This window comes from Amycolatopsis sp. NPDC058278 (genome assembly GCF_042881395.1).
GTDB lineage: Bacteria > Actinomycetota > Actinomycetes > Mycobacteriales > Pseudonocardiaceae > Amycolatopsis.
In genome coordinates this window covers 62,348-75,906 of record NZ_JBHVXZ010000003.1, presented here as the reverse complement: position 1 = coordinate 75,906, position 13,559 = coordinate 62,348, and the positions used below count along the sequence as shown (strand labels likewise).

The 13,559-nt window shown below is 72.1% G+C and carries 14 protein-coding genes; 4 read left to right on the top strand and 10 right to left on the bottom strand.

The features are described from left to right. Positions 1 to 18: 18 nt before the first annotated feature. The 5 genes from ACFVYA_RS02235 to ACFVYA_RS02215 form a co-directional block, all read right to left on the bottom strand. Complete coding sequence (locus tag ACFVYA_RS02235) at positions 19 to 1,473, bottom strand: FAD-dependent monooxygenase (RefSeq protein WP_387041398.1); 1,455 nt, start codon at positions 1,471 to 1,473, stop codon at positions 19 to 21. A 9-nt stretch (positions 1,474 to 1,482) separates the two neighbouring features. Next, entirely contained in the window at positions 1,483 to 2,058 is a 576-nt protein-coding gene (locus ACFVYA_RS02230; RefSeq protein ID WP_387041395.1) for a PadR family transcriptional regulator, read from the bottom strand. 41 nt (positions 2,059 to 2,099) lie between these two features. Next, positions 2,100 to 2,528 (bottom strand): MarR family winged helix-turn-helix transcriptional regulator, encoded by a 429-nt coding sequence (locus tag ACFVYA_RS02225; protein WP_387041393.1) that lies wholly within the window; start codon positions 2,526 to 2,528, stop codon positions 2,100 to 2,102. Between the two features lie 44 nt (positions 2,529 to 2,572). Beyond that, on the bottom strand, positions 2,573 to 3,343 hold the full coding sequence (locus ACFVYA_RS02220) for a maleylpyruvate isomerase family mycothiol-dependent enzyme (RefSeq protein WP_387041391.1): 771 nt from the start codon (positions 3,341 to 3,343) through the stop codon (positions 2,573 to 2,575). Between the two features lie 280 nt (positions 3,344 to 3,623). Then, the gene (locus ACFVYA_RS02215; RefSeq protein WP_285988946.1) at positions 3,624 to 4,151 is read right to left on the bottom strand and encodes a hypothetical protein; all 528 of its coding nucleotides are present in this window, start codon (positions 4,149 to 4,151) and stop codon (positions 3,624 to 3,626) included. Between the two features lie 37 nt (positions 4,152 to 4,188). On the opposite strand from ACFVYA_RS02215, the gene ACFVYA_RS02210 reads away from it, so the two are divergent. Beyond that, on the top strand, positions 4,189 to 5,088 hold the full coding sequence (locus ACFVYA_RS02210; protein ID WP_387041388.1) for an oxidoreductase: 900 nt from the start codon (positions 4,189 to 4,191) through the stop codon (positions 5,086 to 5,088). On the opposite strand, the gene rox is transcribed toward ACFVYA_RS02210, so the two are convergent. The 3 genes from rox to ACFVYA_RS02195 form a co-directional block, all read right to left on the bottom strand. Next, positions 5,074 to 6,525 carry a rifampin monooxygenase gene (rox, locus tag ACFVYA_RS02205; protein ID WP_387041385.1) on the bottom strand — a complete coding sequence of 484 codons (1,452 nt, stop codon included), beginning with the start codon at positions 6,523 to 6,525 and terminating at the stop codon, positions 5,074 to 5,076. The genes ACFVYA_RS02210 and rox overlap by 15 nt on opposite strands. A 208-nt stretch (positions 6,526 to 6,733) precedes the next feature. Further along, complete coding sequence (locus tag ACFVYA_RS02200) at positions 6,734 to 7,831, bottom strand: NlpC/P60 family protein (RefSeq protein WP_387041588.1); 1,098 nt, start codon at positions 7,829 to 7,831, stop codon at positions 6,734 to 6,736. 74 nt (positions 7,832 to 7,905) lie between these two features. Next, complete coding sequence (locus ACFVYA_RS02195; protein ID WP_387041382.1) at positions 7,906 to 8,868, bottom strand: nucleoside hydrolase; 963 nt, start codon at positions 8,866 to 8,868, stop codon at positions 7,906 to 7,908. Positions 8,869 to 8,920: 52 nt separating this feature from the next. Here ACFVYA_RS02195 and ACFVYA_RS02190 point away from each other — a divergent pair, with 52 nt between their 5' ends. The 3 genes from ACFVYA_RS02190 (at position 8,921) to ACFVYA_RS02180 (ending at position 11,629) form a co-directional block, all read left to right on the top strand. Next, positions 8,921 to 9,676 carry an acyltransferase gene (locus ACFVYA_RS02190; protein ID WP_086843454.1) on the top strand — a complete coding sequence of 252 codons (756 nt, stop codon included), beginning with the start codon at positions 8,921 to 8,923 and terminating at the stop codon, positions 9,674 to 9,676. 44 nt (positions 9,677 to 9,720) lie between these two features. Next, the gene (locus ACFVYA_RS02185) at positions 9,721 to 10,098 is read left to right on the top strand and encodes a hypothetical protein (RefSeq protein WP_387041380.1); all 378 of its coding nucleotides are present in this window, start codon (positions 9,721 to 9,723) and stop codon (positions 10,096 to 10,098) included. A gap of 136 nt (positions 10,099 to 10,234) precedes the next feature. Continuing rightward, entirely contained in the window at positions 10,235 to 11,629 is a 1,395-nt protein-coding gene (locus ACFVYA_RS02180; protein WP_387041377.1) for an alpha/beta fold hydrolase, read from the top strand. A gap of 1 nt (position 11,630) precedes the next feature. Here the strand turns inward: ACFVYA_RS02180 and ACFVYA_RS02175 are convergent, their stop codons facing one another. Continuing rightward, the gene (locus ACFVYA_RS02175) at positions 11,631 to 12,200 is read right to left on the bottom strand and encodes an NADAR family protein (RefSeq protein ID WP_387041374.1); all 570 of its coding nucleotides are present in this window, start codon (positions 12,198 to 12,200) and stop codon (positions 11,631 to 11,633) included. Between the two features lie 20 nt (positions 12,201 to 12,220). Beyond that, complete coding sequence (gene ilvA / locus ACFVYA_RS02170) at positions 12,221 to 13,477, bottom strand: threonine ammonia-lyase IlvA (RefSeq protein WP_387041371.1); 1,257 nt, start codon at positions 13,475 to 13,477, stop codon at positions 12,221 to 12,223. Positions 13,478 to 13,559 lie beyond the last annotated feature (82 nt).

Genomic DNA, 13,559 nt, shown 5'->3' with positions numbered 1-13,559 from the left:
TCACGACGCCGACGCCGGTCAGGCGGACGCCGGGACCGGAACATCGCCGACCCACCGATGCAGCGCCTCCGCCAGCCCGGCATCACCGGAGCCCGGCGTGCCCACCCAGGCGACGTGCCCGTCCGGTCGCAGCAGCACCGCGTCGACGTCCGAAGTGGACGGACTCGCAGCGGCCACCACCGCCACCCCGTCCGACCACGCGGCGAACGACCCCGAAGCCGTCAAATCCAGCAGCACCGGCCGCCCGGCGTGCAGCAGTGCCGCCAGGTGCGTCTCCGCTCCCGACACCCGCAGCGGCACGTCCGGCGCCAACCGGCCCAGCCACGGGTGTCCGCCCTGCTCGTAACACGCGTCCAGCCCCGTGATGATCTCCGCCAGTGCGCGGTTCCCCGCCGGGTGCGCCGCCACGCGCCGCATCAGGTCCGCCCACGGCTCCGCGGCGGCTTCCTCCAGCGCCACCTGTGCCCGCGTGTTCGCCAGGATCCGCGCACCCGCCGCGTGCCGCTCGTCGTGGTAGGTGTCCAGGAGGCCCTCCGGGGCTGTTCCTCGCACCGTCGCCGCCAGCTTCCAGCCCAGGTTGAACGCGTCGTCGAGCGCGACGTTCACGCCGATCGCACCCGCCGGCGGGTGGATGTGGGCCGCGTCGCCCGCCAGCAGTACCCGGCCCTCGCGGTACCTCGAGGCCAGGCGGGCCGCGTCGCCGAAGCGGCTCAGCCAGCGGGGCGCGCGCAACTCGACGTGGCGGCCGAGCACCGCGTCCACCTGCGCCTGCAACCGCTCCAGCGTGACCGGCGTGTCCTTGTCCGACGGCGGGTCGTCCTCCCGGACCACGATCCGGACGTACCCGGGCCGCGGGATGACGAACACGCTCCGCCCGTCCGGCCCCGCCGAAGGTCCGTACGGCAGGTCGCATTCGACGTCGCCGAGCAGCGCGTACCAGCGCGCGTCCACGCCGGGGAATCCGATGCCCGCCTGTTTGCGGACGGTGCTGCGGCCGCCGTCGCAGCCGGCGAGGAAGCGTGCGCGGATCGTCCGCCCAAAACGTCCATTGTGGACCACCGTGGTGACCTCGTCCGCGGACTGGGTGAACGAGCGCAGATCGTGGCCGCGCAGGATTTCCGCGCCCAGTTCGAGTGCCCGCGCCTCCAGGACCTCTTCGACGCGGGTCTGGGGGATCCCCAGCGAGAACGGGTGATCGGTCGCCGCGCCGTCGAGCAGGAGCGGGCCGGGCAGGCCGGTCACCGGTGCGTGCGGCACCCGGTGCCCCTCGGCCACCAGTCCCTCGGCCAGGCCGCGTCGCGCCAGCAGGTCCAGCGCCCGCGCGTTCAGGTTGAAGCCGCGGCAGTACGGCGGACGCTCGGGCAGGCGTTCGACGATCGTGGTGCGGACGCCCGCCAGCGCGAGCTCCGCGGCGAGCAGCAGGCCGGCCGGGCCGGCGCCGGCGACGAGGACGTCGGTTTCGAAGTCGGACACGGTTTCCCCTCAGAAGTTTTCGGGCCACGGCAGGGACCCGGACCGGATTTCGGCGGCCGTGCGGCGCGCCCAGTCGAGCTCCGCGCGCCACGTGTGCCGGACGAACTCGACCTCGATCATGAACAGTCGCGGCGCCCCCTTGCCGACGGTCTCGGCCAGCGCCGTGTCGGCGCCGTCGATGCGTTCGGCGAGGTGACGCGCGCGTTCCTCCAGCGCGTCGGCGGCGCGGTCCGGGCCGAGCGCGCCGAGGTAGCTCACCGCCGCGACGAACTTCGGGTACTCCGCGACGGGCTCGCGGACCAGTTCGTCGAGCCAGGCGATGAACTCCTGGCGGCCGAGCTCGGTGTGCGCGTAGACCGTCCGCTCCGGCCGGTTGCCGTCCCGGACCGTCTCGACGGGCTCGATCCAGCGGTGCTTTGCCAGGGACTCCACGGTGTCGTAGAGCGACCCGGGGTTGATCTTGAACGTCGAGCCCTTGTGCCGCTCGCGCAGCGTGGACGCCATTTCGTACGGGTGCATCGGGCGTTCCAGCAGCAGGCCGAGCAAAGCCAGCGCGAGTGTGTTGCGGATCTTGCGTGACGGCAATAGTCGCTCCCTGTTAGTCGGAACCGACTATACGACGGCCGTCAAGCCAGGTTGCCGACGCAGGTGCGCAGAAGATCCGCCAGGTCGCGCCGCTGGTCGGCCGACAACGTGTCGAGCATCTGCACTTCGACCTGCGTGATCAGGTCTTCGGCGGCGGCCAGCCGGGCGCGGCCCGCCGGGGTGAGCGCCACCGGGCGCGCCCGGCCGGTGCTCGCCTGCTCGGCGACGGTGACCAGCCCGGCCGACCGCAGGCCGCCCAGGACGTCTCGCAGCGACTGCCGCGTGACGAACGTGATCCGCGCGAGTTCTGCCGATGACGCGCCGGGGTGGTCGTCGAGCGCGCGCAGCACGGCGTACTGCGACATCGACAGCTCCAAGGGGTGCAGCCGGTCGGTGCAGACCTGGTTGAGTGCCTGCTGAGCACGTTTGATCAGGTAGCCGGGCCGGTCGACGGTCGGGGCTGGACTCATGACAGGGACCTTACACAGGCTGACCGCGCCCGGAACCTGAGCGGCTAGAAGCGTGTGTGCTCCCGCCAGTGATGAAACAGGGCCGCGTCGCCGGACACGGTGAGCCGCGGGTCGTCCGCGGCGAGGCGCCCGGTCAGCGCGAGGAGCAGGTCGGCGGCCCGGCCCTCGACGACGACGTCGGCCTCGGCGGCTTCCTGGCCGACCTCGACCCCGGCCGGGTTCCGCCGGACCAGCCACTGGACCTCGGGTTCGGTGGCGTGGAACAGCAGCGTCTCTCCGGTGCCCTGCAACGACGTCCGGTCCAGCGCGGGGTGCTGCCGGCTCGAGAAGGTGGCCACCAGCCCCAGGCCCTCGGAGATCCCGTCCGCGGCGAGGTCAGCGTCGACGTCGTACGGCGTGCCCGTGGCGAAGGCGGCGTCCGCGCGGTGGACGACCGTTTCGTGGGTCAGCCGCCGCGTCCAGAACCCGGCACGCCGATCGGGGGCCCACGTCGACGTCGGGGTCTCGGGCCCGACCTCGGCCACCGCGGCGACGAGCCGCTGCGCGCCGTCGCGCAGCCAGCCGCCGAGGGCCTCGAACGCGGGCGGGTCGTCGATCGTGACGGCCTCGAACGGCACGTAACCCGTCGGCCGGCTCGCGATGATGACGGCGGACTTGTGGTAGGCGATCCCGACGTGGCAGGTCAGCTCCCGCAGTGTCCACTCCGGACACGTCGGGACGCGCAGGCCCGGATCGGCGCCGGCGATCGCCGTGCCGAACCGGTCCGCTTCCGTGACGAGGGCGGCGGCCAGCCGATCGTGGCTCAAAGAATTCACCTCACCACCGTAGGCCGTTCGACGGCGGCCGTGGGGTCTTGACCGGCTGCCCCGAAGCCGGCCTCCGAGGACCTGGACAGTGGCTTCGCGGCGCTCCAGAATCCGTGGGGTGGCTGGAGAGCTGAAAGGCGCTCGGCTCGGGGTTTCCGTCCGGGGGTGGGGCAACAGGTGCCGCTGGACGTGATCGCCTTCTGCGGGTTCGTCGCCGAAGGCGCTCGTGGCCATGGTGGAAGAGATCGAGAACCTCCGCGCCACGGTCCGCCGTCTCCGCGGCTGAAGCTCAGCGCGTGCCCTGGACGTCGGCGCGGCACGCCTCGAGGAACCGGTCCCCGGCGTCGCTGATCCCGGTCAGCACCTGGTCGAGACTCTCCCGGCGCACCTCCTCGGCCCCGGCGTCGAGCTCGGCGAAGACGGCGTTCGCGCCGTTGCGGGCCGCCTTCCACAGCTCCTTGCCGCGCTTCCGCGGTTCCTCCGTGCCGAACAGTGCCACCTGGTTGTGCGCCTTGCGCAGCTCGGTGCGCCGTTCGCGCCACCGGGTTTCGATCTGCTCCCGGTCCGCAGGCAGCTTGGTGAACTCCGACCGGACCAGCTGGAACGCCTCTTCGCTCGCCGTCGACAGGCTCGCGTAGGCCCGGACGCGCTCGTCACGCAGCCAGTTCGCGTGGTCCGCGGCCCGCTTCTGCGCTTCCGCGCGTTGGGTCGCCTTCAGCTTGCGGCCCTCGACGAACGTGTTGGTCAGCAACGTGAGCACGACCCCGCCGAGCGTGGCGCCCACGGTGATCAGCTGCGTGGTGGTCCCCGAGTCCATGGCCGGAGTATTCCGGATCGCGTGCCAGACTCCGCTCATGCTCTCCATCCAGCCCGATACCTGGACGCTCGGCGACCGCACGGTCAACCGCATCGGCTTCGGCGCGATGCGGTTGCCGCAAAACGGCCAGGCGTTCGCCGCCGACGCCGTCCCGCGCGATCGCGACCAGGCGATCGCCGTGCTGCGCCGCGCCGTCGAGCTGGGCGTCAACCACATCGACACCGCCGCGTTCTACTTCTCCCGGCTGCGGTCGGCCAACGAGCTGATCAACCGCGCGCTGGCGCCGTACCCGGACGACCTCGTCATCGCCACCAAGGTGGGCCCGGCCCGCGACCCGGCCGGCGAATGGCTGCCCCTGGCCCGCCCGGAGCAGCTGCGCGGGCAGGTCGAAGAGAACCTGCGCCAGCTCGGCCGCGACCACCTGGACCTGGTGAACCTGCGCGTCGCCGGACTGGATTCGATCAGCGAGCACTTCGGCGTGCTGGCCGGGTTGCGCGAGGCCGGGCTGATCCGGCACCTCGGCATCTCCAACGCGCGCCCCGCGCACCTGGCCCAGGCGCAGGCCGTCGCGCCGGTGGTGTGCGTGCAGAACGCCTACGGCCTGGGTTACCGCCGGGGACAGGACGCCTTCCTCGGCACCTGCGGCGAGCAGGGCATCGCGTTCGTCCCGTTCTTCGCGATCGCCGGCGCCGGGCGCGAGGCCGGAGCGGGCGGTGACGAGCACGAGGAGGTGCTCGCCGCCGCCCGGGCGCACGGGGCGAGCCCGGCACAGGTGCGGCTCGCGTGGGCACTGCGGCGGGGGCCGCACGTGCTGGTCATCCCCGGCACCGGGACCCCTGGTCATTTGGAGGACAACGTCGCGGCCGGAGCCCTCCGGCTCAACCTGGACGAGCTGGCCCGCCTCGACGCCGTCCACCAGGCCTCACCGGAGAGGTGAGCCGAACCAGCGGGCCAGGTGGTCGTCCAGGTCCCGTTGCTCGTCGCCGACCCAGGCGACGTGGCCGTCGGGGCGCAGCAGGACGCCCGGGACGTCGAGGGCCGCGGTGGGGTCCGCGAGGCGGTCGACCCGGTCCGACCAGCCGCCGGCGGACAGGCGTCCGGTGCGGTCCAGCAGCAGGCCGCGGCCGCGGTGCAGCCGGTCGTAGAGGCGGCCCTGTTCGACGTCGATGTCGCGCAGGCGGCGGCCGAGCAGGTCGGGGCCCTCGCCGAAGTCGTAGCGGATGTCGATGGCGGTGATCTTCCCGATCAGGTAGCGGTTCACCACGTCGAGGTCCATCAGCTCGGCGAGCAGCCGGCGCGCGGCCTGCGGGCCCGGCTCGGGCGACGTCAGTTCCATCTGGGCCCGGGTGTTGTCCAGCACGGCCTCGGCGACCGGACGACGTTCGGCCGGGTAGGTGTCCAGCAGCGGTTCCGGCGCCCAGCCGCGGATCCGCGCGGCCAGTTTCCAGCCGAGGTTGAACGCGTCCTGGATGCCCAGGTTCAGCCCCTGACCGCCGGTGGGCGGGTGGATATGCGCCGCGTCGCCGGCCAGCAGCACCCGCCCGGCCCGGTACCGCTCGGCCAGCCGGGTGGCGTCCCCGAACCGCGACAACCAGCGCGGGGAGTGCACGCCGAAGTCGGTCCCGGCGACGGCCCGCAGCTGTTGCCGGAAATCGTCCAGGGTGGGTGGTACCGCGCGATCGCCGACGCCCGCGGCGGGGACGACGACGCTGTAGACGCCTTCACCGAAGGGCCGGAACCAGAACCGCTTGTGGGTTTCGCTGACCTCGGTCACCTTGGCGGCGATCTCCGCCGGCGGCGCACCCGCCTCCATCTCACCCATCAGCGTCTCGGTCCTCGACGGCTCGCCGGGGAAGCCGATGCCGCTCAGCTTGCGCACCGTGCTGCGCGCGCCGTCGCAGCCGACGAGGTAACGCGCCCGCAGCCGTTCGCCGCCGGCGAGCTCGACGGTCACGCCGTCGTCGTCTTGCTCGAAACCGGCCACGACGCAACCGTGCCGGACCTCGGTGCCCAGCTGGATCGCGTGTTCTTCGAGGAGCCGGACGACGTCCGGCTGCGGGATGCCCAGCAGGTAGGCGTGCGCGGAATCGAGGTCGCGGGGCGGGGGCTTGGGGATGGCGGCGAAGAACCCGCCGGCCGGCCGCTGCCGCCCGTGCCGGAGGAGGCGGTCCAGCAGGCCGCGCATGGCCATCAGTTCGAGACTGCGGATGTGCAGCCCGACGATGCGGACGAACGACGCGGGCTCGGTGTCCTGCTCCAGGACGAGGACCCGCACGTCGTGCAGCCGCAGTTCGGCGGCCAGCGTCGCACCGGTCGGCCCGCAGCCGGCGATGATCACGTCGAACGGCTCGGTGGTGGACGGCGAAGAGTCCATGGGTGGTGCCTTTCGGGAGTGCCTTGGGGTCAGGCGCTCCCGGCGACACCTACGTCAATCGCCCGGCCGTGACTGGAGGGGGAGCACCCACATCGATCCAGCGTTCATGGGTCTCACCTCCTCGGGCGGTGTCACGGTCTCCGGCAAGCTACAAGCCCGGGCCGCACCCCGTCCAATCCTTTTGTCGCCCGCGCGACCACAGCCGGGATCAGGCCGTCGGACGTCCCGCTCCGGCGTAGTCGTCGCCATCCCTGCGATAGGAGTGGACCTGGACCGCCTGGCCGGTCTGCGGCGCGTCGATCATCTGCTGGTTGCCGATGTAGAGGCCGACGTGGTGGATCTTCGTCGCCGGTTCACCGTAGAAGATCAGGTCGCCCAGCTGCGGGTCGGTCACGTGCGGGACGCTGCGGAACTGCGTGTCGGCCGTGCGCATCAGCTTGATCCCCGCGCTGCCGTACGCCGCCGTCGTCAGGCCCGAGCAGTCGAAGCCCGGGTCGTTGCCGCCGGTGCCGTTGCCACCCCAGATGTACGGGAGGCCGATCTTGTCGATCGCGAAGTTCACCGCGCTCAGCACCGCCGCGTTCGGCGGCGCCGAGCCCTGGCCGACCGTGCCGTAGACGTTGACCGTGGCCAGTGTCCGGTGCAGGAACAGCGGCGCCGGCTGCAGCGTGCCGACCGAGTCCCACCACACCTGGCCCTGGAACAGGTCGTGGCCGTCGGCGCACAGCGCGCGGCCCGTGGTCAGAGCGGCGTCGTCGATGTTTTGGACATCGGGCTTCCCGCCGGACGCGCTCGCCTGGTACTTGCCCCAGACCGCCGGGGACAGCTGCATCGGCCCGGCGGCGTTCGCCGTCGAGACGACCTTGTTGTAGAAGTCGCGCACCTCGATCGTGCCGAGCGGCTTGTCCAGGACGCCGGTGGTGCCGAACTGCCCGCCCCGCGCGCGGCCGTGGTCCGTGGTCACTTTTCCGACCGCGGCCAGCGTGACCCACGAAAGGTGGCACCCGGGGACGTCCTTGCTCAGCTTCGTCGTCGCCTTCGCGTAGCCGACCATCGCGCGCAGCGGCACGTCGAGCCACTGGCTGGTCTTGGATGCCCAGGCGTCGAACTCGTTCGCTTCGGGCACCTTCGGGGGCGTCGAGGTCTGCGGCGGCGTGGTCGTCGGCGGCTTCGACGGTCTCGGCGACGTCGACGACGCCGGGGTGCCCGTCGCGGCGGCGTTCGTGGTCTCCTGCTGCTTCGGCGCGAGCAGGATGCCGGCCACCAGGGCACCCGCGACGACGACCACCGCCGTGATCACGACCACGGGCTTCCGGCGGCGAGGTGCGGGCAACTCGGACGACTCGGGTGACTCGGCCGGGACGACCTCGGGCTCTTCGCTCACCGGGCCGCTCCGGTGAGCCGGTCGAGGACGAAGCCGCGCAGGCCGTCGAGGTCGGTGTCCAGCGCGACCTCGATCGGGCGGCCGGGGGTGAACTGCGGATCGTCCTCGGCGAGCCGCCGCCGGTCGACCAGGGTCTGGCCGCGCGCCGGGCCGAGGCCGCAGTCGACGTCGACCCGGTAGGTCTCGGTGTGCAGGATGCCCGGCGAGATCGCCTCGGCGACCGCGACGGCGTCGTGCATGACCATCCGGTCCTCGCCGAACACGCGCGTGTAGTGCTGCCGGTAGGTCGAGGTCAGTCCTTCGAGGGTGGCGCCGACGGGTCCCGACGACGCGAGCTTCGCCAGCCACTCGCCGTCGACGGCGCAGCGGTGCGTGAGGTCCAGCGGCACCAGCACGACCGGGACGTCCTCTTCGACCAGCACCCGCCGGGCCGCCTCGGGGTCGCTCCAGATGTTGAATTCGGCGGCGGTCGTGCTGTTGCCGAACGTCACGCCGCCACCCATGATCACCAGCCGCGCGATCTTCGCCGCCGCGCCCGGGTGAGCCGCGAGCAGCGCGGCGATGTTCGTCAGCGGCCCGATCGGAGCGATGGTCACCGGTTCGTCGGACGCCTCGAGCAGGTCGACCATCAGCCGCACGGCGTCCCGCTCCTCCAGCGGACGGCTCGCCTCCGGCAGGGTGTAGGAGTGGCCCGACAGGCCGTCGCCGCCGTGGACCGCTTTCGCGTCACGCGGCTTGGAGTAGACGAGGGGCCGCGCGGCCCCCGCGGCCACGGGGACGTCGGTGCGGCCGAAGAGCTCCAGCAGCCGGCGAGCGTTCGACGTCGTGCGGTCGAGGGGGACGTTGCCGAAAACCGACGTCACACCCAGCAGGTCGACGTCCGGGGACAGCGCCGCCAGCGCTATCGCCAGCGCGTCGTCGACGCCCGGGTCGGTGTCGATGATCAGCTTCGTGCCCATCCCGCTCCCCTTGCCTGCGAACCCGTCCCGCACACAGGTTACGGTCACGGGCATGACGTCGATGTGGGGTGCGCCTGCACTGTCGCGGGTGCGGGCCTGGCGCCGCGCCCGGCAGGACCCGCGGCAGGCGAAGTTCCTGACCGCCGACTCGCTGCGCTGGGTGCTGCGCAACCGCGCGTACACACCCTGGTACCTGGTCCGGTACTACCGGCTGCTCAAGTTCCGGCTCGCCAACCCGCACATCATCCTGCGGGGGATGCTCTTCCTCGGGAAGGACGTCGAGATCCACTGCCGCCCGGGCTACGGGCGGCTGGAGATCGGCCGCTGGGTCCACATCGGCGACGGCAACGCGATCCGCTGCCACGAGGGCTCGCTGCGGATCGGCGACAAGTCCGTGTTCGGCCGCCAGAACGTGATCAACTGCTACCTCGACATCGAACTCGGCGCGGCCACATTGGTCGCCGACTGGGTGTACATCTGTGACTTCGATCACGTCATTTCGGACATCCACGTGCCGATCAAGGACCAGGGCATCGTGAAGTCCCCGGTGCGGATCGGCCCGGACACCTGGCTCGGCACCAAGGTCAGCGTCCTGAAGGGCACCCGCATCGGCCGCGGCAGCGTGCTCGGCGCGCACGCGGTCGTCCGTGGTGACATTCCGGACTACTCGATCGCGGTCGGCGCGCCGGCCCGGGTGGTCCGTAACCGCGAAGAGGACTACGCGGCCGACGCCGCGCGTCGCGAGGCCGTCGCGGACATGGCCCGGAAAGCGAACAAGGCCCTGCAGAAGACCCTCGGCGAGCAGTAGGACTACTCAGGCCCGCGTGGTCGTTTTCGCGACATGGTGGCGGCATGGGGGAGTTTCGCGAAGTCACCGTGTCCCTCCTGCTCCTCCTGGCAGCGGGGACCTGGCTGCTCATCGTCCCGGGACTGATGCTGCAGGGCGGGCTCGCGAACATGCCCGTGTACGGCACGAGCACGCACGAGGGCGACGCCTACCTGACCTGGGCGGCCTGGCTCGGCGCCGGGCTGCCGTTGGCGGGCGTGGTCGTCTCGGCGACCACGCGGCGCCCCGGGTGGACGTGGTTCTTCGGGATCGCCCTCGTACTGGCGGCCGTCGTCGCGGCACTGAACTGGGCGGACGACCTCCGGCACCGGCCGCCGCCTCCGCCGGGACTGCGGCACTGCGTCGAGCGCAGCGGCGGCGGCAACGACTGCCCTGGCGGCTGACGCCGCCGCACGACGATCCTGACCTGCGGTTTTTCGCGTGGTCGAGAATCGGCCAAGGTCGTTCCCGGCCGTTCGGCGGTGATCTTCGACTGATCGGCCGATCTCCCCGACGGCCCGGTCCCGGCAGCCTGAGCCCATGCCGATCACCCGGTTCGCCGTCCCGCTGCTCGCCGCTGCGGCGCTGCTCCCCGCCGTCCCCGCGGTCGCCGCCGCGGACGGGCTCTCGTGGCAGCTCTGCGCCACCGTCGCGAAAGGCTGGGACCCCGGCGACCACCGCACCGAGTGCGCGCGGGTCCCGGTCCCGGTGGACTACGCCGACCCGGGTGGTCCGAAAATCGACATCGCCGTCAGCCGGATCCGGGCGACCGGCACGCGGACCGGCGCGGTGCTCCTGAACCCGGGCGGTCCCGGCCAGTCCGGGCTCACCATGCCCGGCAGCATTGCCGACAGCCACGCCGGCGGTCTCGGCGTCCACCACGACCTCATCGGGTTCGACCCGCGCGGTGTCGGCTACAGCGCCGATCTGCCGTGCCCGGCCGAGTTCCCCGAGCCAGGCATCCCCGACAAGGAGAAGGCCCGCGAAGCCGTCGAGCGCGCCGCCGAGGCGAACCGCCAGTGCGTCGACGCCCACCCGGCCTTCGTCCGGAATCTGACCACGCCGACGATCGCCCGCGACCTGGACCGCATCCGCGTTGCCCTCGGCGAGGACAAGATCGGCTACTACGGCGTCTCGTGGGGAACCGCGCTCGGCGCCCAGTACCGGACGCACTTCGACGACCACGTCGACAAGATGCTGCTCGACTCCGTCATGCTGCCGGACCTGAACGTCACCGCGATGGACGACGGCCAGGCGACCGCGGGCGAGAACACCTTCCACGAGTTCGCGGCGTGGATCGCCAGGTACGACACCATTTACCGATTCGGGACCACGGAGCCCGCGGTCGCGGACGCGCTGCTCGGCCTGCGGGACCGGCACGGCGCGACCGTCAACGGCATGCTCGCCAACCCGCGGCGCGAGTGGGCCGGCCTGGCGAAGCAGCTCGCGGCCATCCGCGACGGCGGCGCGCCTGTCGCCGGAAAAGCGACGACCGGCGGCCTGGGCTGGGACGGCGAGCCGCACGCGTTCAACCACTTCCAGCAGACGGCGCTGCTCTGCAACGAGTCGCCGAGCCCACGCGACTTCGAGACCGTCTGGCAGCACCGTCTCGACCGGATGAAGCGCCTCCCGGTCGCGGGCGGCTACGGCTTCTACGAACAGCTCTGCGTCGGCTGGCCGCTGGCCGCCCGGCCGTGGTCGTTCGAAACCGGGACAAGCCCGCTGCAGCTGGCCGGTCACCTCTACGAGCCCGTCACGCCGATCGGCTGGGCGATCGCGATGCACGGGCGGATCGGCGGCGCGCTGCTGACCGTCGAGGACGACGTCCACGGCTCGCTGTCGTCGCTGCCCTGCGCCGACGCCGTGGTCACTTTCTTCGACACGGGCAAGACGACGTCGGCGTCGTGCGCGGGCGCGCCGGTCCCGGCGCCGTGAGTCAGACGCGGGCCCGCAGCTGCTCGCGGACCTCCATCAGCGCGAAGCCGAGCAGGTTCAGCCCGCGCCAGTAGTCCGGCTTGGTCGCGTTCTTCTCCTCGCGGGCGAGGCCGCTGCCCCAGACGAGGTCCTTCTTCGACGCCTCGACGAGCACGGCGTCCCCGGTGCCGAGCAGGAACCGGCGCAGGTCGCGGTGGGCCCGGAACTTGGCCAGGTTGCCGTCGACGACGATGTCGAACCGGTGCCGCTCCCAGGTGGCGGCCTCGAACCCGGCGACCTCGCGGCCGAGCACCTTCGCCGCCTTCGGGTCCGGGGTGGTCCGGATCAGCTCGGCCTTCTCGTGGTCGCCGAACAGCTCGGCCTTGCCGGCCATCATGTAGTGCTCGGCGGTCGGGTAGACGACGCCGTCGGCTTCGAACGGGTCGACCCACCACTGGCTCAAGCAGCTCGCCGTCACCCGCCCGGACTTCGAGGGCGTGTGCCCGTAGAACAGCAGGTACTCGGGCTCCGCACCCTCGTGGACCTTTTCGCGCAACGCCTCGACACTGCGGACACCGTCGACCTTCACCATCCGCCTAGTGGACCACGCGCTCAGAGCAGGAAGTGGAACAGGGGGCTGCCCGGCTCGATCCGCTCCACCTGCAGCGGGCTCGCGGCCATCCGGGCCAGCAGCCCGGGCAGGTCGGCCGACCGGGCGATTTCGATGCCGACCAGGGCCGGCCCCATCTCGCGGTTGGTGCGCTTGACGTACTCGAACCGCGTGATGTCGTCCTCGGGCCCGAGCACCTGCTCGAGGAACCGCCGCAGCGCACCGGGCTCCTGCGGGAAGCCGACCAGGAAGTAGTGCTTCAGCCCTTCGTGCATCAGCGAGCGTTCGAGGATCTCGCTGTAGCGGCTGACGTCGTTGTTGCCTCCGGAGACCAGGCAGACGACGGTCTGGCCGGGCTCGACCGCGACGACCGTGCCGAGCGAGGCCGCGGCGAGCGCGCCCGCGGGTTCGGCGATGATCCCGTCGGACTGGTACATCGCGAGCATCTCGGTGCACACCGCGCCTTCGGCGACCGCGGTCAGCTCGGCGCCGCTCTCGCGGATCAGGGGATAGGTGACCGCGCCGGCTTCGCGCACGGCGGCGCCGTCGACGAACGAGTCGAGCTCCGGCAGCCGCACCGGGTGCCCGGCTGCGAGGGCCGCCGCCATGCAGGCCGCGCCCGCGGGCTCGACGCCGACGATCCGCACCTCCGGGTGCCGCTCCCGCAGCCAGCTGCCGACCCCGGCGAGCAGCCCGCCGCCGCCGACGGGGACGACCACGACGTCGGGCACGAAGCCGAGCTGCTCGATCACTTCGAGGGCGACCGTGCCCTGGCCGGCGACCGTGCGGACGTCGTCGAACGCGGGCACCAGGGTCGCGCCGGTGCGCTGGGCGTCCTCGTTCGCCGCGGCGAAGGCGTCTTCGTACGTTTCTCCGACGACGATCACTTCGATGTGCGCGCCGCCGAGCGTCGCGATGCGTTCGCGCTTCTGCCGCGGCGTGGTCCCGGGGACGTACACGCGGCCGTTGGCGCCGAGCCGGCGGCACGCGTACGCGACGCCTTGGGCGTGGTTGCCGGCGCTGGCGCAGACGACCCCGCGGGCGCGGACGTCCTCGTCGAGCTGAACGATGAAGTTGTAGGCGCCGCGGATCTTGTACGACCGGACGGTCTGCAGGTCCTCGCGCTTCACCCAGACCTGCGCGTCCACCCGGGACGACAACCGGGCGCTCGGCTCCAGCGGCGTCCGGGTCACCACCCCGGCCAGCCGCTCGGCGGCCTTCTCGATGGTCGCCGCGGTCACCGTGTCGATGTCGTGCACCCCGGTGAATCTACGACTCGCGCTCACCGGGCAACCGTCCGGGCCTCCGGGCGCATCAAAGGGGTGACGAACGAGATGGGGG